We start from the raw sequence: 19,895 nt of genomic DNA, 5'->3' as shown, positions 1-19,895 counted from the left end.
GAACTGTCGGCGCGGTCCCGTAGCGTGCTGAAGCATGAAATACGGATTCGTGATGGCGTACGGCGACGCACGCGATGCCGCTGAGCTGGCGGTGATCGCCGAGGAGCACGGGTGGGACGGGTTCTTCGTGTGGGAGTCGATCTGGGGGATCGACGCCTGGGTGATGCTCGGTGCCGCGGCGATGACGACCGAGCGGATCCGGCTGGGCACGATGCTCACGCCGGTGCCGCGACGAAAACCGTGGGACCTCGCGGGACAGGTGTCGACCGTTGACAACCTGAGCAATGGGCGGGTGATCCTCGCGGCCGGCCTGGGAGTGACCGGGGAGGACCGGTTCTGGCTGTTCGAGGACGATCCGGGCCGGAAGGTGCGCGCGGAGCTGATGGACGAGTCCTTGGAGATGCTGCCGCACCTGTGGCGCGACGAACCCTTCGAGTACTCCGGGAAGCACTACCGGGCGAGGAAGATCGCCGAGCTGATGCCACCGGCGCCACCGCCTCCGGTGCAGCGGCCGCGGGTGCCCACGTGGGTGGTCGGCGCGTGGCCGCGGCCGAAGTCGATGCGTCGGGCCGCGCTGCAGGACGGCTGGCTGCCGAACTACATCGTCCCACCGGGCGGAGAGCCGGGCGAGCTGACCCCGACGCATCTCGCCGAGGGCGTCGACTGGATCCGTCGGGAACGCGCCGCCCACGACCTGACCATGGACGGGTACGACGTCGTCGCCGAAGGCAACACCCGCGCCGAGGACCCGAAGGCCGCGGACACAGTCCGTCCGTGGGCCGAGGCCGGTGCCACCTGGTGGATCGACGCGGACTGGTCCTCGATGGATCGCACCGTCGTCCGCCAAGCCGCCGAACGCCGCCTCGAAGCCGGACCGCCCCGTATCGACTGAGCACGTACGCTGGAGTGGTGCGTTCTCGTCCGACCTTGGCATGGGCCCCTGGGCCTGAAGTGCTGGCATTGGAGCCGGGGTCGACGGATATCGGCCCGCTCGCGCAGACCGTGGCCGCCGGCGGAGTCGTCGTACTGAGCGGCGCCGGCATCTCCACCGAGTCCGGCATCCCGGACTACCGCGGCGAGAGCGGCAGCCTGCGGACCCACACCCCGATGACGTACGGCGACTTCGTGGCGAGCGAGTCCGGTCGCCAGCGGTACTGGGCGCGCAGCCACCTCGGCTGGCGCACCATCGCGCGCGCCACCCCGAACGACGGTCACCGCGCGGTCGCAGCGCTCCAGGCCCGCGGCTACCTCAGCGGCGTCATCACCCAGAACGTCGACGGCCTCCACCAGGCGGCGGGAGCCCGCGACGTGATCGAGCTGCACGGCAACCTCGACCGCGTCATCTGCCTCAGCTGCGGTACGACGTCCGCGCGTGAGGCGCTCGACCGCCGGCTGAAGGAGGCGAACCAGGACTTCGAGGCCGAGGTCACCCGGATCAACCCTGACGGCGACGCGGAGCTCCCGGCCGAGGCGGTCGGCACGTTCCGGCTGGTCGACTGCACGAAGTGCGGCGGCATCCTGAAACCCGACGTCGTGTTCTTCGGCGAGAACGTGCCGCGGCCCCGCGTCGAGCGCTGTTACCAGCTGATCGACGACGCCAACGCCGTACTCGTCCTGGGCTCGTCCCTGACGGTCATGTCCGGCTTCCGCTTCGTCCGGCACGCGGCCAAGTCAGGCACGCCGGTGCTGATCATCAACCAGGGGCTGACCCGCGGCGACCCGTACGCGACCCAGCGGGTGAACCTGCCGCTGGGCCAGGCCCTGACCGAACTGCTGGAAGAAACCACCGGGCCGAGCCACGCGTGAGGTGGCCCGGCCCGGAGTCCGCAGTACGGATTGGAAAGGGTCAGCGTTGCGCGCTGGTCCGTACGCGGTTCAGGGAGGCCTCGAGGGCCTGGGGTGATGCAGCAGCCTGCTTCGCCAGCGTCCGCGCCTTGGCAGCCCACGCGGACTGCTCCGCAGCGGTCACCGTGGCCGGCGCGCCGGTCAGCGTCTTGTAGGTGAGCGCAGCCATCCCGGCCTCGCCCTCGTAGCGCGGGTGGTAGTTGAAGGCCCGGAGCAGGTTGATGTCCTTGCCCTGGATCCACGCCTGCCCGTCCGGCGCACAGGCGTCGTGCCCGGTGGATGGTCCGAACGTGTCGACGTACGTCGCTCCGCCCGCCGCGGCCGCGTGCGACACAGCCGCGTTCAACGCCTGCTCGATCGAGTACAGGTAGCTGTAGTCGCCGTCCGCGAACGGCAGCACCGACGGGCAGGTGCCGTGCTCCGGCGCGATCTTCGGGTAGCCGACCAGCAGGATCGTTGCCTTCGGCGACCGGGCTTTGATGCCCTGGACAACGACTGCGATCCGGGTCTGGGTCTGCGCGATCTTCGCCCGCAGCGTGTCCACCCCGTCGACGGTGAAGTGCGCCTTGCACGGTGCACCGGTCGGATCCGAGGCCCGCAACCCGGGGCAGGTGTCGATGATGCTGCCGAACACGCCGAAGTCGTTCCCGCCGATCCCGACCGTCACCAGGTCCGTGTCGGGCCTGAGTGCATCGAACTGCGGCGCGGCCGTGCCGAGCACGGTGCTCTGCGGCTGCAGCATGTTGGTCGTATCGGCGCCGCCGCAGCTGACGTCGGTCAGACGAACGTGCAGCGCGGCCGCGAGCAGCTTCGGATAGTTGTTGTACGACCGGACGCAGCCGAGCGACAGCAGATCCGGCAGCGGCACGAACGGCGCCGAGGTGTAGGAGTCGCCGAGCGCGACGTAGTTGGTGAAGCGCGGAGCGGCCGAGGCGTTGGCAACCGGAATGCTGCCGAGCAGCACGAGTGCCGTGCAGGCGGCCAGCAGACGACGTAACTTCACGAGACCTCCCCAGGGCTCACCAGTGCCCGTCAATGTGCGCCGCCACCTTAAGTTGAGTCACCACGTGATTACAAGGGGTGATCCGCGGGCCGGTGAGACGGGGCCGCGGCGAACATGGAATCCTGCTGCCATGCGTGTCTGGCACGGATTGGACCAGGTGAGCCCGGATTTCGGGCCGACGGTCGTCACGATCGGCAACTTCGACGGTGTGCACCGCGGTCACCAGGAGGTGCTCGCGCATGCCAAGGCGCGAGCGGCCGAGCTGGGCGGCCTGCCGGTCGTCGCGCTCACCTTCGACCCGCACCCGATGCGGGTACTGCGGCCCGACCACGCGCCGCTGATGCTCAGCGAACCCGAGCAGCGCGCCGAGCTGCTCGGCCGGCACGGCGCCGACGCGGTGCTGATCCTCCCGTTCACCAAGGAGGTGTCAGGCTGGTCGCCGGAGGAGTTCATCGACCGCGTGCTGGTCACGGCGCTGCACGCGAAGGCGGTCGTGGTCGGCGAGAACTTCCGCTTCGGCCACAAGGCGGCCGGACACGTCGACACGCTCGTCCAGGCGGGCGCGCAGTACGGCTTCCAGGTCGAGGGATTGAGCCTGGCGGGGGAGCAGCAGCCGTGGTCGTCGACGTACGTGCGCCAGCAGCTCGCCGACGGTGACGTCGAAGCGGCCGCGGAGGCGCTCGGGCGTCCGTTCCGGGTCACCGGTGTGGTCATCGAGGGCGACAAGCGCGGCCGCGAGCTCGGCTACCCGACCGCCAACATCCCCGCCGACCCGGGCGCCGCGGTGCCGCAGGACGGCGTGTACGCCGGTTGGCTGACCGTCCTGACACCCGCGCCCGGCGCTCCGGCGTACCCCGAGCCGCTGCCCGCGGCGATCAGCGTCGGCAGCAATCCGACCTTCGACGGCGTGGACCGCCGGGTGGAGTCGTACGTGCTGGACCGCGACGACCTCGAGCTGTACGGCGCGAAAGTGGCGATCGACTTCGTCGCCCGGCTGCGCGGTACGCAGATCCGGTTCGAGACCATCGACGACCTGCTCGTGCAGATGAAGGCCGACGTCGACGGCGCCCGGGGCCTGCTCGCAGGGGATTAGGGTGACGCGTCCACGGACTGATACGCTGGCTGCTGCCGTCTGAACGGCCGCGGACAGAGAGTGCTCGGGTGAAGAATGCCCCGGTGCGCCGCGCAACGGAAATCGAGAGGAAACCTGTGTCATCTGTTGATGCCGCAACGAAGAAGAAGATCATGGGTGAGTACGCCCTGACCGAGGGTGACACCGGGTCCCCCGAGGTCCAGGTCGCGCTGCTGACGCACCGCATCGCACACCTCACCGAGCACCTGAAAGAGCACAAGCACGACCACCACAGCCGTCGTGGCCTGCTGCTGCTCGTCGGCCAGCGCCGCCGGCTGCTGAACTACCTGGCGAAGAAGGACATCAACCGCTACCGGTCCTTGATCGAGCGGCTCGGCCTTCGCCGATGACGTCGCGAGGAGCGGCCCCCGAAACCTGGGTGGCCGCTCCTGGCGTATCCGCGCCCTGATATCACGGGGTCGCGGGCCCACAACTGAATACAGACGCAAGACGTACGAGGCGACGCGAAGCGCGTGGCGGGAGGACGACCGGTCCTCGGTAGTGGCTTTCGGAACACAGATTCCGCGGGCCTCGATCGAAGACCGGCACCCCGGCAGCTCGCGCCTCGCAGTCGTCACACTGTGAGAGAGGGGTATCCCGTGTCGGGATCCACAAGTGTGCCCATGGAGGGCGCAGATTTCGCTGAGGCCGTCATCGACAACGGCAGCTTCGGCACCCGCACCATCCGCTTCGAGACGGGCCGTCTGGCCCAGCAGGCCGCGGGCTCCGCGGCTGCTTACCTCGACGGCGACACGATGGTGCTGTCGGCCACCACGGCCAGCAAGAAGCCCAAGGACCAGTTCGACTTCTTCCCGCTGACGGTGGACGTCGAGGAGCGGATGTACGCCGCGGGCCGGATCCCCGGCTCGTTCTTCCGCCGCGAGGGTCGTCCGTCCGAAGAGGCGATCCTGACCTGCCGGCTGATCGACCGCCCGCTGCGGCCGTCGTTCGTCTCCGGCCTGCGTAACGAGATCCAGGTCGTCATCACGGTCCTGGCGCTCAACCCGGACAAGCTGTACGACGTGCTCGCGATCAACGCGGCCTCGATGTCGACGCAGCTGGCCGGTCTGCCGTTCTCCGGCCCGATCGGCGGCGTCCGCGTCGCGCTGATCGAGGGCCAGTGGGTGGCGTTCCCGACCCACACCGAGCTCGAGGACGCGGTCTTCGACATGGTGGTGGCCGGTCGCGTGACCGACACCGGTGACGTCGCGATCATGATGGTCGAGGCCGAGTCGACCCCGACCACCTTCGAGAAGGTCGCCGCCGGCGTCCAGGCGCCGACCGAGGAGATCGTGGCCGAGGGCCTCGAGGCCTCCAAGGCGTTCATCAAGACCCTGGTCGAGGCGCAGGCCGACCTCGCCGCCCGGGCCGCGAAGCCGACCGGCGAGTTCCCGGTCTTCCCGGACTACGCCGACGACGCGTTCGCCGCGGTCGAGGCCGCCGCGAGCGAGGAGCTCGCCCAGGCGCTGACCATCGCCGGCAAGCACGAGCGTGACGACGCCACCGACGCGGTCAAGGCCGCGACCGTGGACAAGCTGGCCGCCGACTTCGAGGGCCGCGAGAAGGAGCTGTCCGCAGCCTTCCGCTCGCTGACCAAGAAGCTGGTCCGGCAGCGCGTGCTCAAGGAGAAGGTCCGCATCGACGGCCGTGGGCTGACCGACATCCGGCCGCTCAAGGCGCAGGTGCGGGTGCTCCCGCGCGTGCACGGCTCAGCGCTGTTCGAGCGCGGCGAGACCCAGATCATGGGTGTCACCACGCTGAACATGCTCCGGATGGAGCAGCAGCTGGACACGCTCTCCCCGGAGACGCGCAAGCGCTACATGCACAACTACAACTTCCCGCCGTACTCGACCGGTGAGACCGGCCGGGTGGGTTCGCCGAAGCGCCGCGAGATCGGTCACGGCGCGCTGGCCGAGCGGGCCCTGGTGCCGGTGCTGCCGTCGCGCGAGGACTTCCCGTACGCGCTGCGTCAGGTGTCCGAGGCCCTCGGGTCGAACGGCTCCACCTCGATGGGTTCGGTCTGCGCCTCGACGCTGTCGCTGCTGTCGGCCGGTGTGCCGCTGAAGGCGCCGGTCGCCGGTATCGCGATGGGCCTCATCTCCGGTGAGGTCGACGGCGAGACGCAGTACGTCGCACTCACCGACATCCTGGGCGCGGAGGACGCGTTCGGCGACATGGACTTCAAGGTCGCCGGAACGAAGGACTTCGTCACCGCCCTGCAGCTGGACACCAAGCTGGACGGCATCCCGGCCAGCGTGCTGGCCGGTGCGCTGACCCAGGCCAAGGGCGCCCGCCTGACGATCCTGGACGTGATGGCCAAGGCCATCGACGCGCCGGGTGAGATGAGCGAGTTCGCCCCGCGGGTCATCTCGGTGAAGGTCCCGGTCGACAAGATCGGCGAGGTCATCGGCCCGAAGGGCAAGATGATCAACCAGATCACCGAGGACACCGGCGCCGACATCTCGATCGAGGACGACGGCACCGTGTACATCGGCGCGACCGACGGCCCGTCGGCCGAGGCGGCCCGGGCCGCGATCAACGCGATCGCGAACCCGACCATGCCGGAGAAGGGCGAGCGCTACCTGGGCACGGTCGTGAAGACGACCAACTTCGGTGCGTTCATCAGCCTGCTGCCGGGCAAGGACGGCCTGCTGCACATCAGCAAGCTGCGTCCGCTGGCCGGTGGCAAGCGGGTCGAGGCTGTCGAGGACGTGCTCTCGGTCGGCCAGAAGCTGCAGGTCGAGATCGCCGAGATCGACGACCGCGGCAAGCTCTCGCTGATCCCGGTCATCGAGGGTGAAGAGGGCAAGAAGGACGACGAGAAGAAGGCCGAGTCCGCGGCCGAGTGACTCGTGCGATCACCAGCACACTGCTGAGCCCGGAGGCGGGCGGTCCGGTCAAACGGACCGTCCTGCCCTCCGGGCTTCGTGTGCTCTCCCAGTCCGTCCCAGGCTTCCGATCGGTGACGTTCGGACTCTGGGTCGGCGTCGGCTCCCGGGACGAACCGGAACCGCTGGCCGGCGCCACGCATTTCCTCGAGCACCTGCTGTTCAAGGGCACCGAGCGCCGCGACGCGCTCGAGATCTCCGCCGAGATCGACGCGGTCGGCGGCGAGATGAACGCCTTCACCGGCAAGGAATACACCTGCTACTACGCGCGGGTGCTCGACTCCGACCTGCCGCTCGCGGTCGATGTCATCTGCGACATGATCACCTCCGCCACGCTGACCAGCGCGGACGTGGAGAGCGAGCGCGACGTCATCGACGAAGAGATCGCGATGCACGCCGACGAGACGTCGGACCACATCCACGACCTGTTCGCCGAGCAGCTGTGGGGCAAGTCCCCGCTCGGCCGTTCGATCACCGGTACGCCGGAATCGCTCGCCGGACTGTCCCGCCAGCAGATCGTCGGGTGGTACCGGCGCCGCTACAAGCCGTCCAACATCGTGGTCTCGGTGGCCGGCAACGTCGACCACGCCGAGGTCGTTCGCCTGGTGCGCAAGGCGTTCGAGCGTCACTGGGTCACGGCCGAGGCCGAGCCGGCTGCGATCCGGCGCGGTCCCGGCAAGCGCGTCCCGACGTACGGCGGGGTCCAGGTGCACCACCGCGACGTCGAGCAGGCACATCTGGTGCTCGGCATGCCCGGCCTGGTCCGCAGCGACGAGCGCCGGTACATCGCCGGCGTACTGCACGGGATCGTCGGCGGCGGGATGTCGTCGCGGCTGTTCCAGGAAGTGCGGGAGAAGCGCGGCCTGGCGTACTCCGTGTTCACGTTCGGCTCGGCGTACGCCGACTCCGGCATGGTCGGCGTGTACGCCGGTTGCCTGCCGAAGAAGGCCCCCGAGGTACTCGACGTGATCCGCGGCGAGCTCCAATCGATTGCTAACGGCAACATCACGCCGGACGAGCTGCTCCGCGGCAAGGGCCAGATGCGTGGCTCGGTCGTGATGGGTCTCGAGGACACCGGCGCCAAGATGACTCGTATCGCCAAGGCGGAGCTCGTCTACGGCGAGTTGCCCACGGTCGACGAGATCCTGCACCGGATCGACTCGGTCACCCTCGACGAGGTCACGGCCCTGGCCGCCGACCTCTACGCCGGCACCCCCGCCCTGACCGTGATGGGCCCGTTCGACGAGGACACCACCGCCTTCACCGTGTAGCTCCCGGGTGGCAGACTGACAGATGGCCTGGGGGAGGCTTGGGGGCAGGTCATGGGCACGGTCGAGGACTTCCGGGGTGAGCTGATTCATCCGGGCGATCCGTCGTACGACGAGTACCGCAAGGTGTGGAACGGGTCGATTGATCGTCGGCCCGGGGTGATCGCACGCTGTACCGGGGTCGCCGATATTCGGAGCGCGCTCGCGTACGCGCGTCGTGCCGGCGGGCCGGTCGCCGTGCGGGGTGGCGGGCACAGTTTCCCGGGGCACTCGACCTGTGACGGCGGGATCGTGCTGGATCTCAGCCTGCTGAAGGGGATCCGGGTCGATCCGGTACGGCGTACCGCTCGCGCACAAGCCGGCGTACTGCTGGGAGAGCTCGATCGCGAGACGCAGGAGTTCGGGCTGGCGACGCCTGCCGGGATTGTCACGCATACGGGGCTGGCGGGGCTGACGCTCGGCGGTGGGATCGGCTGGCTGATGCGCAAGTACGGGCTGACGATCGACAACCTGCTCTCGGTCGACGTGGTCACGGCCGAGGGCGAGCTGCTGACGGCCAGCGCGGACACCAACGCCGAGCTGTTCTGGGGGATCCGGGGCGGTGGCGGCAACTTCGGCATCGTCACCGAGTTCGAGTTCCAGCTGCATCCGGTCGGCCCGACCGTGTACGCCGGAATCGTCGCCTGGCCGATGGATCAGTCGCCCGAGGTTATGCGTTTCTATCGTGACTGGATCGCGGACGTGCCGGACGAGCTGACCACCGCGGTGGTGCACCGGTGTCTGCCTTCCCTGCCGACGATTCCGACCGAGCTGCATGCGCGGCCGGCGGTGGTCGTCGTCGTGAGCTACTCCGGATCCGTCGAGGACGGCGAGCGGGTTGTTGCACCGCTGAAGGCCTTCGCGCCACCGATGCTGGATCTCTGCACAGCGCGGCCCTTCCTGAGCCTGCAGTCGATGCTCGACCCGACCTTCCCGCACGGGCGTTGGTACTACACCCGTGCGTGCGACGTCGACGAGCTGACCGACGAGGTGATCGACATCGCCGTCGAGCGCGGGCTGGCGATCGATTCGCCGTTCTCGCTGTTCCCGATCTTCCATCTCGGCGGTGCGATCGCCCGGATGGACCCGGACAGCACGTCGTACGGCGGTCGCTCGCACGGGCACGCGTTCAACTTCGTTGGCGCGACCCTCGGTCCGGACGGATTCGAGGCGCAACGGGAGTGGGTTCGGGAGTCCTCGAAGGCGCTCGAACCCCACCAGGCCGGCGTCTACGTCAACTTCCTCACCGACGAGGACACCGACCGGATCCGCTCGGCGTACGGCGCGACGACGTACGACCGGTTGCAGGCGCTCAAGCAGAAGTACGACCCTGGGAACCTGTTCCACCTGAACCAGAACATTCCGCCGAACTGAGCCGGACCGGGAGCGTTTGATAGCCGCGCAACACCAGCCGATCGCGGCGGGTGGCTGGTCCGGCGGACGTGATCGTCGGGAAGCGGTCGAGCAGGCGAGCGAAGGCCACCTTCGCTTCCAAGCGGGCCAGGCTGTTGCCAAGGCAGATGTGCGTGCCGGCACCGAAACTCAGCGGCTTGTTGTCGGCGCGCGCCGGATCGAACCGATCGGGCTGCGGGAAGCGTGCCGGATCACGGTTCGCCGCGCCGAGCAGCAGGATGAGGTTGCTGCCCGCGGGCATCGCGATGCCTGCGGCCGACAGTCCGTCCGTGCGGGCGACGCGGGTCGTGACCTGCACGGGGGAGTCGTAGCGCAGTACCTCCTCGACGAAGGCCGCGGGATCTGAGGCGAGGTGTGGCTGGTCGAGCAGGATGGCCAAGCCGTTGCCGAGCAGGTCGGTGGTCGTCTCGAAGCCGGCCACCAGGAGCAGGATCAGGTTCGCGAGCAGCTCCTCGTCGGACAGTCGCCCGTCTCCCGCGTCGCGCGCAGCGACGAGAGCGCCGACCAGCCCGTCGGCTGAAGGTTCTCGGATCAGCTCGGCGAAGTACTCGCCGAGCTCATGCGCTGCCGCATCGGCGGAGGCATCCGACGCGTCGGTGAGCTCCAGCGCCGCCGTGAGATCGGACGCGAGCGGACGGAAGCGATCCCGCTCGGACGCCGGTACGCCGAGGAGCTCGCAGATGACCGTCACCGGCAACTGAAACGCGAACCGGTCCATGAAGTCGACCGTCGTCGGGAGACTGTCGAGCAGATCGTCCACCGCGGCCTCGATCGCAGGTTGCAGAGCGGCGACGCGGCGGGGCGTGAAGACCTGCGAGATCAGCGATCGCATCCGCCCGTGGTCGGGAGGATTGGCTCGAAGAATCGATCGCTGCATCAGCTCGAGCGACGGCTCGCTCGACGGATCGGCGGGGATCCCGAAGCCCGGATTCCGCAGTACTTCGTTGACCGCCGCGTAGCCGACGATCACGAAGACGGTGTCGGCGATCGGCAGGACCGGGCCGAGACGATGCGCCTCGGCATAGAGCGGGAACGGATCGGCCCGAGCGGCCGGTGACAGCAGGGACTCGATGAGGTTCATGCTGCTCGCCGCCCGAGGAGGATGTAGCCGACGGCGTACACGGTCGCGCCGGCGACCTCGAAGATCTGGATCAGGCCGAACCGCGGACCCGACGTGAAGATGAACAGGCCGCCGATCGTGTAGGCAAGAGCGCCGGCACCCAGCAGCACGCCGACCAGCCGCAGCCGCTCTCGCATCGTCCAGCCCAGCCAGAGATAACTCAGCGGGAAGACGAGCAACGCCGGAAACACGATCAGCGCCGCGGGTGTATCGAGATCCACGGGTTCGTGGACCATGCTCGGCGCGTACTCCGCTCGGACCGGGTTGTGCGAGCCGTCGAAGATGATCAGCGCGAACCAGAGCAGCGTGCCGACCAGCGCGGCGTACCACGCGCCCAGATCGCGACGGCGGCCGATTTGGTTGCCCAGAGCAATCATGCTGGCCAGGCAGACGATCTGCAGCGCCAGGCCCGCCGCCTGGATGTCGTGCGTCAGCCCGTAACGCTCGCCGACGTTCGCGATGCTCCAGCCGTCGCGGGCCGGATGCAGCAGCGTCCCGAGCCAGAACACCGGCCCGCCGATGAACGCGGTCAGTCGTGCGGTGGTGCGGAGTTGCCGGCGGAGGCCGGTCGGCGCCGGAAGGGTCTCGGTCATCGCTGCTCCGATTTCGCTAGAGTGTTCCTCTAGCGAATCACTAGTGGCTCGCTCTAGTCAACTGGTAACCTGTCGGCATGAGCGTGAGAGCGGAGAAGGCGCAGGCCAACCGGCAGCGGATGCGGACGGCAGCGCAGACCCTGTTCACCAGCCGGGGGTACTCCGCGACGTCGATGCAGGCGATCGCCGACGAGGCCGGGATGGCCGTGCAGACGCTGTACTTCACGTTCCGCACCAAGCGCGCGCTGCTCAGCGAGCTGCTCGACGTCGCGATCGCCGGCGACGACGAGCCGGTGCCGACACTGGAGCGGCCTCGGGTGCTGGCCGCCATCGACAATCCCGATCCGGTGGCGCAGTTGCAGGAGCTGGCCGGGATCGCCCGGGAGATCTATGAGCGGGTCGCGCCGGTTCTCCAGGTCGTCGCGCATGCCGCACCGGGGGATCCCGAGATCCACGAGCTGTGGATGACCAACAACGCCCAGCGCGCTGTCGTGATGGAGCGGTTCATCGCCGCCCTCGCCGGCAAGACGCCGCTGCGCGACGGGCTCGACACCGCGATGGCAACCGACATCGCGCTCGCCCTGCAGAGCCCGGAGATGTACCAGTTCTTCACCACCCGGAGGGGCTGGTCGCCGGACCGCTGGCAGCAGTGGACCGCAGACGCCCTGGTAACCCAGCTCCTCCCGCCCCGGTAGCCCCGCTCCAAGCAAAGCTCGGGCCGTAACCCGCCGCTCCCACGCCCGGGCCTCGGGTCGGTGTGCAAGCTCGACAGGAAGTGTTCGGGGATTGGGCTTGGATTCAGGTGTGCGCAGGCGGGCGCTGGCTTCCAGTGGACGTATACGTCCTGTCGAGCTGCACATGAACACGTCTCCGATCGCCCGCCGCAATCGCGACCAGGCACCAGCTCGCGCCGTCCAACCGAACCGGCGGCCCACCGGGCTGTGGGCTGTCACGACCTGAACGGGTACTAGCCTGGGTCGGTAAAACGTCACCACGTGATCTGCCACTGGATCCCATTTGGACGGGCGGGGCCCGATTCTGGGATGACACGCATTTGACGGCTGCGGTGAGCGGCGCCGGATACCCGGCGCGGCTCCGGCCTGTCTGCGTGAAAGAGGATCCTTGTGCTGGATGCGTTCCGTACTGCCCGCGATTCGATGCTCGATGCCCTCCGGGTTGCTCCGGGGTGGCTGGCGGCACACTCGATGCTGCAACTGGTCCTGGCGTTTCTGCCGGGTGCACAGGTTGTGCTGATCCGCTCGCTGGTCGACGGCGGCGGGACCTGGGGACCGTTGCTGGGGCTGACCGTCGTGGTCGGCGCGATGTACCCGATCACCCAGGTGTCGAACATCGCCGGGCAGCGGATGATGTTGCGCCTCAGGCTCGACTATCGCGTTGAGCTTGCGCACGTGGCGGCGCGGTTGAGTCCGAGTCGGCTGGCCGAGCCGGACGTGGTCAGGGATCTGGAGACCAGCCAGGCGGCGACGGATCCGATGAGTGATGTCGCGGGCAAGCCGGTGCAAGTCCTGAGCGCGGCGGTCACGTCTGTCCTGCTGTGCATCGCGATCGCGTCGATCAATGTGCTGTCCGGGCTTCTCGTGCTGGCCGCGTTGGTGCCGACCGTGCTCGCCTTCACGCTGATCTCGCGGATGGAGGCGAAGGGGTGGCCGCGCGTCGGCGAGTACGAGCGCGCAGCGGCGTACGCGACCGAACAGCTCATCCAGCAGCGTTCCGGCACCGAACTCGCGGTACTTGGATCCGGCTGGAAGGTCGCCGACCAGATCGCCGGCAGCCGAACGCAGGCGACGTACGTCCTCGATCGGATGATCAGAACGGCGATGAACTTAGAGCTGGCCGCCGCGCTGGTCACCGTCATGCTCTTCGGTGGAGCCCTGATCGCGCTGGTGACCGGCGGCGCGAACGGGGGAGCGGCCGCCGCCGCGGTTGCAGGCACGATCACGGGCCTCAACGCGATCCGCCAGTGCGGGTACGCGTTCGGCAGCATCGTCACCGCGGCTCCACAAGCCATGATCTACCGGCGTTTCGCCCGTAGTGTGCCGCCCGCCGCACGCCAGACCGTCGTACCCCAGGTCGAGTCGGTCGCCCTCGAACACGTCAGCTTCGCGTACGACGATGTGCCCGTGCTGCACGACGTCTGTATCGAGGCACACCGCGGTGAACTCGTCGCGCTGGTCGGCGTCAACGGTGCCGGGAAGTCCACCGCGATCAACCTGCTCGTCGGCAGCCTGAGTCCGGACTGCGGACGGGTGCTGATCGACGGCAAGGACGCGCGACACCTGACCGAGGCCGAGCGGCTCGGGTACTTCGGCCTGCTGGTGCAGGAGTTCGGGCGCTTCGAGTTCACGCTGCGCGATGCCGTCGCCCTCGGTTCACCGGATCCGGTCAGCGATCAGGCGGTGCGGACTGCCCTCACGGACACGTTCGCCGCCGGCCTGCCGCTCGACACCCAGCTGGGCCAGCAGTGGGGCGGCACCGGCATCTCTGGTGGCCAATGGCAACGACTCGCGCTGTCCCGGATCCGCCTCCGCAACGCCGGCGTCTGGATCCTCGACGAACCCACGTCGGCGATCGACGCGGAAGCGGAGCGCGAGATCTTCGCCGACCTCCGCCGTACCAAGGACGAGCGCATCACGATCGTGGTTTCGCATCGGGCGTGGACGCTTCGGGAGATGGATCGCATCTACGTCATCGACGGCGGCACGGTGGTGCAGCAAGGAACCTACCCCGAACTGATGGCCCGGCAAACCGGCCGTTTCGCTCGGCTGTTCGCGGCCCAGCAGGAGTGAGTGACCACTGTGTGCAGGCGTTCGAATACTCGGTGCAGTGCTCGACTGCGCATTTGTGAGCACATGACCAAATTGGTGTGATCTGGTCTGTCATCTGATGACTCTGATGGACTGATCTGATTAAGTGAGGGCTCGCTCCGCAAGGAACGGCTGGTCATCTGAGGTCTTGGCAAAGTAACGCCTACGTTACGCGCCGCCGCTTTGTGCCTGACAACGTTGACATGCGCAGTTTCGACCAGCCACCATGACGTGATCCGCCCGCCTAGCGGCCCTCCCGCCGAGGAAGTTGGTTTGACCGTGCGACGTCTGACTGGGGTAGTGGGGGCGGTGCTCGGCTTAACGCTGGTACTCGCCTCGTGTGGAGACGGCAAGAGCAGCAGCGGTGGCAGCGGCTCCGGCAGCAAGAGCGAAGTCATCGCGATCGCCGCCGACCCGCTGGAGTACATCAACCCGCTGAACGAGAACGGCAGCCCGGGGATCCAGGTCGCGATGGCGATGTTCGCCCCGCTGGTGACCACGGACCCGAACACCGGCAAGCTGCAGAACGTGATGGCCGACTCGGTCACGCCGGACAAGACCAGCCAGACCTGGACGATCAAGCTGAAGCCCGGCAACACCTTCCAGAACGGCCAGGCGGTCACCGCCAAGGACTACGTCGACAGCTGGAACATGACCGCCGAGGGCTCGAACGCCTGGAAGAACAACGGTTTCTTCTCCAAGGTCGACGGGTACGACGCGCTGAACCCGCCGACGGCTGACGGCGCCACGCCGAAGCCGACCGCGGTGAAGACGCTGAGCGGTCTCAAGCAGGTCGACAACCTGACCTTCACGGTGAAGCTCAAGGTGCCGTTCTCGCAGTTCGGTCTGACCCTGCAGTACCTCGGCCTGGCCCCGCTGCCGGAGGAGGTCCGGAAGAACCCGGACGCCTACAAGCGCAAGCCGATCGGCAACGGCCCGTACAAGCTCGCCGCCGACTGGAACGCCGGTGACGACATCAAGCTGGCCAAGTGGGACGGGTACAAGGCTTCGGCCGCGCCCGAGGCCGACTCGATCACGTACCGGTTCATCCCGAACGCGGACACGGCGTACAACGAGTTCCTGGCCGGCAACGTCGACTTCACCGACGTGCCGTCGACCAAGGTGAAGAGCTTCAAGACCGACGCGCCGGACCAGTGGGTGACCAGCGTCAGCTCCGGCGCGAACTACCTGGTCTTCCCGGCCTGGGACGCGCGGTATAAGAACCCGAAGCTGCGGCACGCGTTCTCGGAGGCGATCGACCGCAAGGCCTTCGCCGATCTCGTCGGCCTGTCCGACCCGGCCAAGGGCCTGATCGCGCCGGATATCGACGGCTACCGTGACAACGCCTGCAAGTACTGCGACTTCGACGCCACCAAGGCCAAGCAGCTGCTGCAGGAAGCCGGCGGCTTCTCCGGCGTCGTCAACATCAGCTACAGCACGACATCCGCGACCGGGCAGATCTTCGCCGAGGCGATCGGCAACATGCTCCGGCAGAACCTCGGCCTGCAGGTGAAGTACACCGGCAAGCAGGGTTCGGAGATCACCGAGCTGGCCGACAGCCGCAAGCTGGACGGTCTGCGGTTCGGCGGCTGGGGTCACGACTACCCGTCGATCGAGGACTACCTGACGCCGATGTTCAAGTCCAACGGTGACGCGAACTTCGCCGGCTACAGCAACCCGGCGCTGGACGCGGTCCTCGCCAAGGGTGACGCCGAGCCGGACCAGGAGAAGGCGATCAAGCTGTACCAGCAGGCCGAGGACATCGCGCTCGAGGACATGCCGCTGATCCCGCTCTACACCAAGTCGAACGCGTACCTGCACTCGGCCAAGATCGAGCCGCGCGTGTCGAAGTACGTCGGTGTCTCGGCGCTCTGGGCCACCTTCAAGTGAGCGCCGCCAAGTGATTCGTTTCGTCCTTCGCCGCGTCCTCGCGGCGATCCCGATCGGACTGGTCGTCACGCTGGGGGTCTACGCGCTCGTCTTCGCGATGCCCGGAGACCCCCTGCGGGAACTGGCCGGCGACAAGCCGATCCCGGCGGCCGTGCTGGCGGCCAAACGGGCCCAGTTCCACCTCGACGACCCCTTCATCGTCCAGTACCTGCTGAGCATGAAGGACATCCTCACCGGCCACTTCGGTACGACGTTCGCCGGAGCCGACATCGCCGATCAACTCCGGCTGCGGATCCCGGTGACACTCAAGCTGACACTGCTCGCGAACGCGTTCCAGTGGACGCTCGGGTTGTTCTTCGGCATCTACGCCGGGTTCAAGCGCAACGGCTGGGTCGACCGGTCGTTGCTGCTGACAACATTGGTGCTGCTCGCGGTCCCCGGGCTGGTGGCGTACTTCGCCGCGCAGTACCTGTTCGGGGTCGAGCTGAAATGGTTCCCGGTGTCGGGCGTGCTCGAAGGGTTCCCGAGGTCGTACCTGCTGCCTGCGTTGGTGATCGGCGTCCTCGGGTTCGCCGGCCTGGCCCGGCTGCTGCGGACGTCGATCGTGGAGACGGTCAACGCGGACTTCGTGAAGACCGCGCGGGCCAAGGGACTGGGGGAGCAGCGGGTGCTGTGGCGGCACATCCTGCCGAACGCGCTGCTTCCGGTGATCACGTTCATCGGGCTCGACCTGGCCGGCATGTTCGGCGGCGCGATCATCACCGAGAGCATCTTCAACCTGCCCGGGCTCGGCCAGTTCATGTTCCAGGCGATCAAGCTGAAGGAGGGCGGGGTCGTGGTGCTGCTGTCGACGCTCGCCTTCATCTCGTTCATCGTGATCAACCTGCTGGTCGACGTGCTGTACGGCGTCGTGGATCCGAGGGTGCGCAATGTCTGACGTCCAACAGATCACCGCGGCCGTCGGCGCCGAGGCGCAGGAGCTCGGCGACGGCCGCACACTGTCCAACCGCGAGTTGCTGCGGGCGCTGCTGCGCAAGCCGCAGTTCGTGCTGTGCAGCCTGCTGCTGCTGGCGTTCTTCACGATGGCGGCGGTGCCGAGGCTGTTCACATCCGCCGATCCGCGGTTCTGCGAGCTCGCCAAGAGCCGGCAGGGCCGCGGCCCGGGGCATCCGTTCGGCTTCGACATCCAGGGCTGCGACTACTTCGCCAACGTCATCTACGGCGCCCGTCCGTCGGTGCTGGTCAGCATCTGTGCGAGTTTCGGCGTGTTCATCCTGGCCGGCTCGCTCGGTCTGCTGGCCGGATACTTCCCGGGCTTCGTCGACGGCCTGATCTCGCGGACGGCCGACGTACTGTTCTCGATCCCCGGCATCGTGGTGCTGATCGTGATCCTGAACTCGGTGCAGAACCGGAGCATCTGGATCATCGTCGGCGTCATCTTCCTGATCGGCTGGCCGGGCGGTATGCGGCTGATGCGGGCGACGGTGTTCTCGGTCCGCAACCGCGAGTACGTGCTGGCGGCCAGGTCGATCGGTGTGCCGCCGGTCCGGATCCTGCGCAAGCACGTGTTCCCGAACGCGATGGCGCCGCTGCTCGCGATGACCACGCTCGGCATCGGCGGCATGGTCGGTCTGGAAGCCGCGTTGACCTTCCTCGGCGTCGGTCTGCAGCCGCCGTCGATCTCGTGGGGTTCGCAGTTCGGCGTGGCCGCGTCGTACCGCGATACGCCGCACCTGTTCATCTGGCCGGCGTTGTTCATCTCCACGATGACGATCTCGTTCATGATCATCGGCGACTCGATCCGGGACGCCCTCGACCCGAAGTTGCTGCGATGACTGCACACAAGAGTGGACACAAGACTGGCGAAGTACTGCTCAAGGTCGAGGACCTGACCGTCGAGTTCGACACACCACGCGGTCCGGTGCGGGCCGTGGACGGCGTGTCGTGGCAGGTGCGCGCGGGCGAGACGCTGGCGATCCTGGGAGAGTCCGGGTCCGGCAAGAGCGTGTCGACCCAGGCGCTGACCGGGATCCTCGAGATGCCGCCCGGCCGGATCCTGAAAGGTACGGCGGAGTACCGCGGCGCCGACCTGATCCAGATGACGACCAAGGAACGGCGGCGGATCGTCGGGGACCGGATCACGATGGTGTTCCAGGACTCGCTGTCCGCGCTGAACCCGGTCCAATCGGTCGGGACCCAGATCGCCGAGTGCTACCGCGTCCACCGCGGGATGTCGAAGCGGGACGCGCTCAAGAAGGCTGCGGAGATGCTCGACCAGGTGCGGATCCCGGCCGCGGCCAAGCGGGTGAACGACTACCCGCACGAGTTCTCCGGCGGTATGCGGCAGCGCGTGATGCTGGCGATGGCGCTCGCGCTCGATCCCGACGTACTGATCGCGGACGAGCCGACCACCGCGCTCGACGTGACCGTGCAGGCTCAGATCCTCGAGCTGATCGCGGAGCTGCAGGCTGAGCGGCAGATGGGCGTCGTACTGATCACCCACGACCTCGGCGTGGTCTCGGACGTCGCCGACAACGTCGTGGTGATGTACGCGGGCCACGTCGTCGAGCGCGCCGCCACCGCGGAGGCGCTGGAGTATCCCGTTCACCCTTATACCGAAGGGCTTCTGGGCTCGATGCCGTCGGCCGACCTCAAGGGTCAGGAGCTGCCGACGATCCCCGGTACGCCGCCGTCGCTGCTGGCGATCCCGTCGGGGTGCGCGTTCCGGCCCCGGTGCCCGATCGCGATCGACGACTGCGCCGCCGAGGTGCCGCCGTTGCTCACGGTCGGACCAGGACGTGATGCCGCGTGCATCCGGCGTACGTCGATCGCGGCGAAGGAGGCAGTCTGATGACCGATGAGTTGCTGGTGGCAACCAATGTCGTGAAGCACTACGACATCAGCCCGGCGCTGAACTTCGGCGCCAAGACGCTGGTCCGAGCGGTCGACGGCGTCGACCTGACGCTGCGCAAGGGCGAGTCGCTCGGCATCGTCGGCGAGTCCGGCTGCGGGAAGTCCACGCTGGTCCGGCTGCTCGCCGCCCTGGAGAAGCCGACCGCGGGCCAGATCGAGTACAACGGCGTGGACGTCAGCAGGCTCAAGGGCCGCGAACTGCGGCGCTGGCGGCGCAACGTCCAGGTGGTGTTCCAGGACCCGTACTCGAGCCTGAACCCGCGGATGCGCGTCGGCGAGATCGTCGGTGAGCCGTTCGAGGTGCACCCGGACGTCGGGAAGGGTATCGACATCCGCGCCCGGGTCCGGGAGCTGCTCGAGCTGGTCGGTCTGCGGCCCGAGGACGAGACGAAGTTCCCGCACCAGTTCTCCGGCGGCCAGCGGCAGCGGATCGGGATCGCGCGGGCGATCGCGCTCAACCCCGACGTACTGCTGTGTGACGAGCCGGTGTCGGCGCTCGACCTGTCGGTCCAGGCGCAGGTGGTGAACCTGTTGATGCGGCTGCAGCGTGAGCTTGGTCTCAGCATCATCTTCGTCGCCCACGACCTGTCCGTGGTCCGGCACGTCTCCGACCGGGTCGCGGTGATGTACCTCGGCAAGGTCGCCGAGCTGGGCCGGCACCAGCAGGTGTACGACGTCCCCGCGCACCCGTACACGCAGGCGCTGCTGTCCGCGGAGCCCGGTCTGGCCCGGAAGGGTCGCGAGCGGATCGTGCTGGCCGGTGACCCGCCGTCGCCGGTGATGCCTCCGTCCGGATGCCGGTTCCACACCCGCTGTCTGCGAGCCGAGGCCAGGTGCAGCACCGACGTACCCGAGCTGCGGGAGATCGCGTCCGGGCAGACCGTTTCGTGTCATTTCGCCGAGGATGCGCAGACCGCCTTCGCCCCGGCCTGAGTAATAGCTGTTGAGTGATGGCCTAGGGTGGCG

At 68.0% G+C, this 19,895-nt stretch carries 17 protein-coding genes; 14 read left to right on the top strand and 3 right to left on the bottom strand.

Annotated elements, in window-relative coordinates:
• The first annotated feature begins 34 nt into the window (after positions 1 to 34).
• Both EV645_RS25905 and EV645_RS25900 read left to right on the top strand, forming a co-directional pair.
• Positions 35 to 892 (top strand): LLM class flavin-dependent oxidoreductase, encoded by an 858-nt coding sequence (locus EV645_RS25905; RefSeq protein WP_130446622.1) that lies wholly within the window; start codon positions 35 to 37, stop codon positions 890 to 892.
• Positions 893 to 909: 17 nt separating this feature from the next.
• Positions 910 to 1,806 (top strand): NAD-dependent protein deacetylase, encoded by an 897-nt coding sequence (locus tag EV645_RS25900; RefSeq protein WP_130446621.1) that lies wholly within the window; start codon positions 910 to 912, stop codon positions 1,804 to 1,806.
• A 40-nt stretch (positions 1,807 to 1,846) separates the two neighbouring features.
• Here the strand turns inward: EV645_RS25900 and EV645_RS25895 are convergent, their stop codons facing one another.
• Positions 1,847 to 2,848, bottom strand: coding sequence for an SGNH/GDSL hydrolase family protein (locus EV645_RS25895; RefSeq protein ID WP_130446620.1), 1,002 nt, complete (start codon positions 2,846 to 2,848; stop codon positions 1,847 to 1,849).
• Between the two features lie 130 nt (positions 2,849 to 2,978).
• On the opposite strand from EV645_RS25895, the gene EV645_RS25890 reads away from it, so the two are divergent.
• The 5 genes from EV645_RS25890 (at position 2,979) to EV645_RS25870 (ending at position 9,549) form a co-directional block, all read left to right on the top strand.
• The gene (locus tag EV645_RS25890; RefSeq protein ID WP_130446619.1) at positions 2,979 to 3,941 is read left to right on the top strand and encodes a bifunctional riboflavin kinase/FAD synthetase; all 963 of its coding nucleotides are present in this window, start codon (positions 2,979 to 2,981) and stop codon (positions 3,939 to 3,941) included.
• Positions 3,942 to 4,057: 116 nt separating this feature from the next.
• Positions 4,058 to 4,330 (top strand): 30S ribosomal protein S15, encoded by a 273-nt coding sequence (gene rpsO / locus EV645_RS25885; RefSeq protein WP_130379758.1) that lies wholly within the window; start codon positions 4,058 to 4,060, stop codon positions 4,328 to 4,330.
• A gap of 273 nt (positions 4,331 to 4,603) precedes the next feature.
• Positions 4,604 to 6,829: a polyribonucleotide nucleotidyltransferase gene (locus EV645_RS25880; protein ID WP_130446618.1), complete on the top strand. Its 2,226-nt coding sequence runs from the start codon at positions 4,604 to 4,606 to the stop codon at positions 6,827 to 6,829.
• Positions 6,826 to 8,139, top strand: coding sequence for a M16 family metallopeptidase (locus EV645_RS25875; RefSeq protein ID WP_130446617.1), 1,314 nt, complete (start codon positions 6,826 to 6,828; stop codon positions 8,137 to 8,139). Before EV645_RS25880 ends, EV645_RS25875 begins: the two co-directional genes overlap by 4 nt.
• A gap of 51 nt (positions 8,140 to 8,190) precedes the next feature.
• On the top strand, positions 8,191 to 9,549 hold the full coding sequence (locus tag EV645_RS25870) for an FAD-binding oxidoreductase (RefSeq protein ID WP_130446616.1): 1,359 nt from the start codon (positions 8,191 to 8,193) through the stop codon (positions 9,547 to 9,549).
• Here the strand turns inward: EV645_RS25870 and EV645_RS25865 are convergent.
• Both EV645_RS25865 and EV645_RS25860 read right to left on the bottom strand, forming a co-directional pair.
• Positions 9,488 to 10,669 (bottom strand): cytochrome P450, encoded by a 1,182-nt coding sequence (locus EV645_RS25865; protein ID WP_130446615.1) that lies wholly within the window; start codon positions 10,667 to 10,669, stop codon positions 9,488 to 9,490. The genes EV645_RS25870 and EV645_RS25865 overlap by 62 nt on opposite strands.
• Positions 10,666 to 11,301, bottom strand: a complete 636-nt coding sequence (locus EV645_RS25860; RefSeq protein WP_130446614.1) for a hypothetical protein — start codon at positions 11,299 to 11,301, stop codon at positions 10,666 to 10,668. The genes EV645_RS25865 and EV645_RS25860 overlap by 4 nt, the downstream gene beginning before the upstream one ends.
• Before the next feature lie 77 nt (positions 11,302 to 11,378).
• On the opposite strand from EV645_RS25860, the gene EV645_RS25855 reads away from it, so the two are divergent.
• The 7 genes from EV645_RS25855 (at position 11,379) to EV645_RS25825 (ending at position 19,862) form a co-directional block, all read left to right on the top strand.
• Positions 11,379 to 11,996 carry a TetR/AcrR family transcriptional regulator gene (locus tag EV645_RS25855; protein ID WP_198681863.1) on the top strand — a complete coding sequence of 206 codons (618 nt, stop codon included), beginning with the start codon at positions 11,379 to 11,381 and terminating at the stop codon, positions 11,994 to 11,996.
• Between the two features lie 429 nt (positions 11,997 to 12,425).
• Positions 12,426 to 14,108 (top strand): ATP-binding cassette domain-containing protein, encoded by a 1,683-nt coding sequence (locus EV645_RS25850; RefSeq protein ID WP_242000658.1) that lies wholly within the window; start codon positions 12,426 to 12,428, stop codon positions 14,106 to 14,108.
• A gap of 297 nt (positions 14,109 to 14,405) precedes the next feature.
• Complete coding sequence (locus tag EV645_RS25845; protein WP_130446613.1) at positions 14,406 to 16,016, top strand: peptide ABC transporter substrate-binding protein; 1,611 nt, start codon at positions 14,406 to 14,408, stop codon at positions 16,014 to 16,016.
• A 10-nt stretch (positions 16,017 to 16,026) separates the two neighbouring features.
• A complete protein-coding gene (locus EV645_RS25840) occupies positions 16,027 to 16,953 on the top strand; it encodes an ABC transporter permease (protein WP_130446612.1) in 927 nt (308 codons plus the stop codon).
• Complete coding sequence (locus EV645_RS25835) at positions 16,946 to 17,851, top strand: ABC transporter permease (RefSeq protein ID WP_130446611.1); 906 nt, start codon at positions 16,946 to 16,948, stop codon at positions 17,849 to 17,851. The genes EV645_RS25840 and EV645_RS25835 overlap by 8 nt, the downstream gene beginning before the upstream one ends.
• Positions 17,848 to 18,867, top strand: a complete 1,020-nt coding sequence (locus EV645_RS25830) for an ABC transporter ATP-binding protein (protein ID WP_130446610.1) — start codon at positions 17,848 to 17,850, stop codon at positions 18,865 to 18,867. The genes EV645_RS25835 and EV645_RS25830 overlap by 4 nt, the downstream gene beginning before the upstream one ends.
• Positions 18,867 to 19,862 carry an ABC transporter ATP-binding protein gene (locus tag EV645_RS25825; RefSeq protein ID WP_130446609.1) on the top strand — a complete coding sequence of 332 codons (996 nt, stop codon included), beginning with the start codon at positions 18,867 to 18,869 and terminating at the stop codon, positions 19,860 to 19,862. The genes EV645_RS25830 and EV645_RS25825 overlap by 1 nt, the downstream gene beginning before the upstream one ends.
• Positions 19,863 to 19,895: the final 33 nt, after the last annotated feature.

Origin of the sequence: Kribbella rubisoli (assembly GCF_004217145.1) — a bacterium.
Classification (GTDB): domain Bacteria; phylum Actinomycetota; class Actinomycetes; order Propionibacteriales; family Kribbellaceae; genus Kribbella; species Kribbella rubisoli.
The sequence above is the reverse complement of the archived record's forward strand: the minus strand, read 5'-3'. Positions and strand labels throughout refer to the sequence as shown.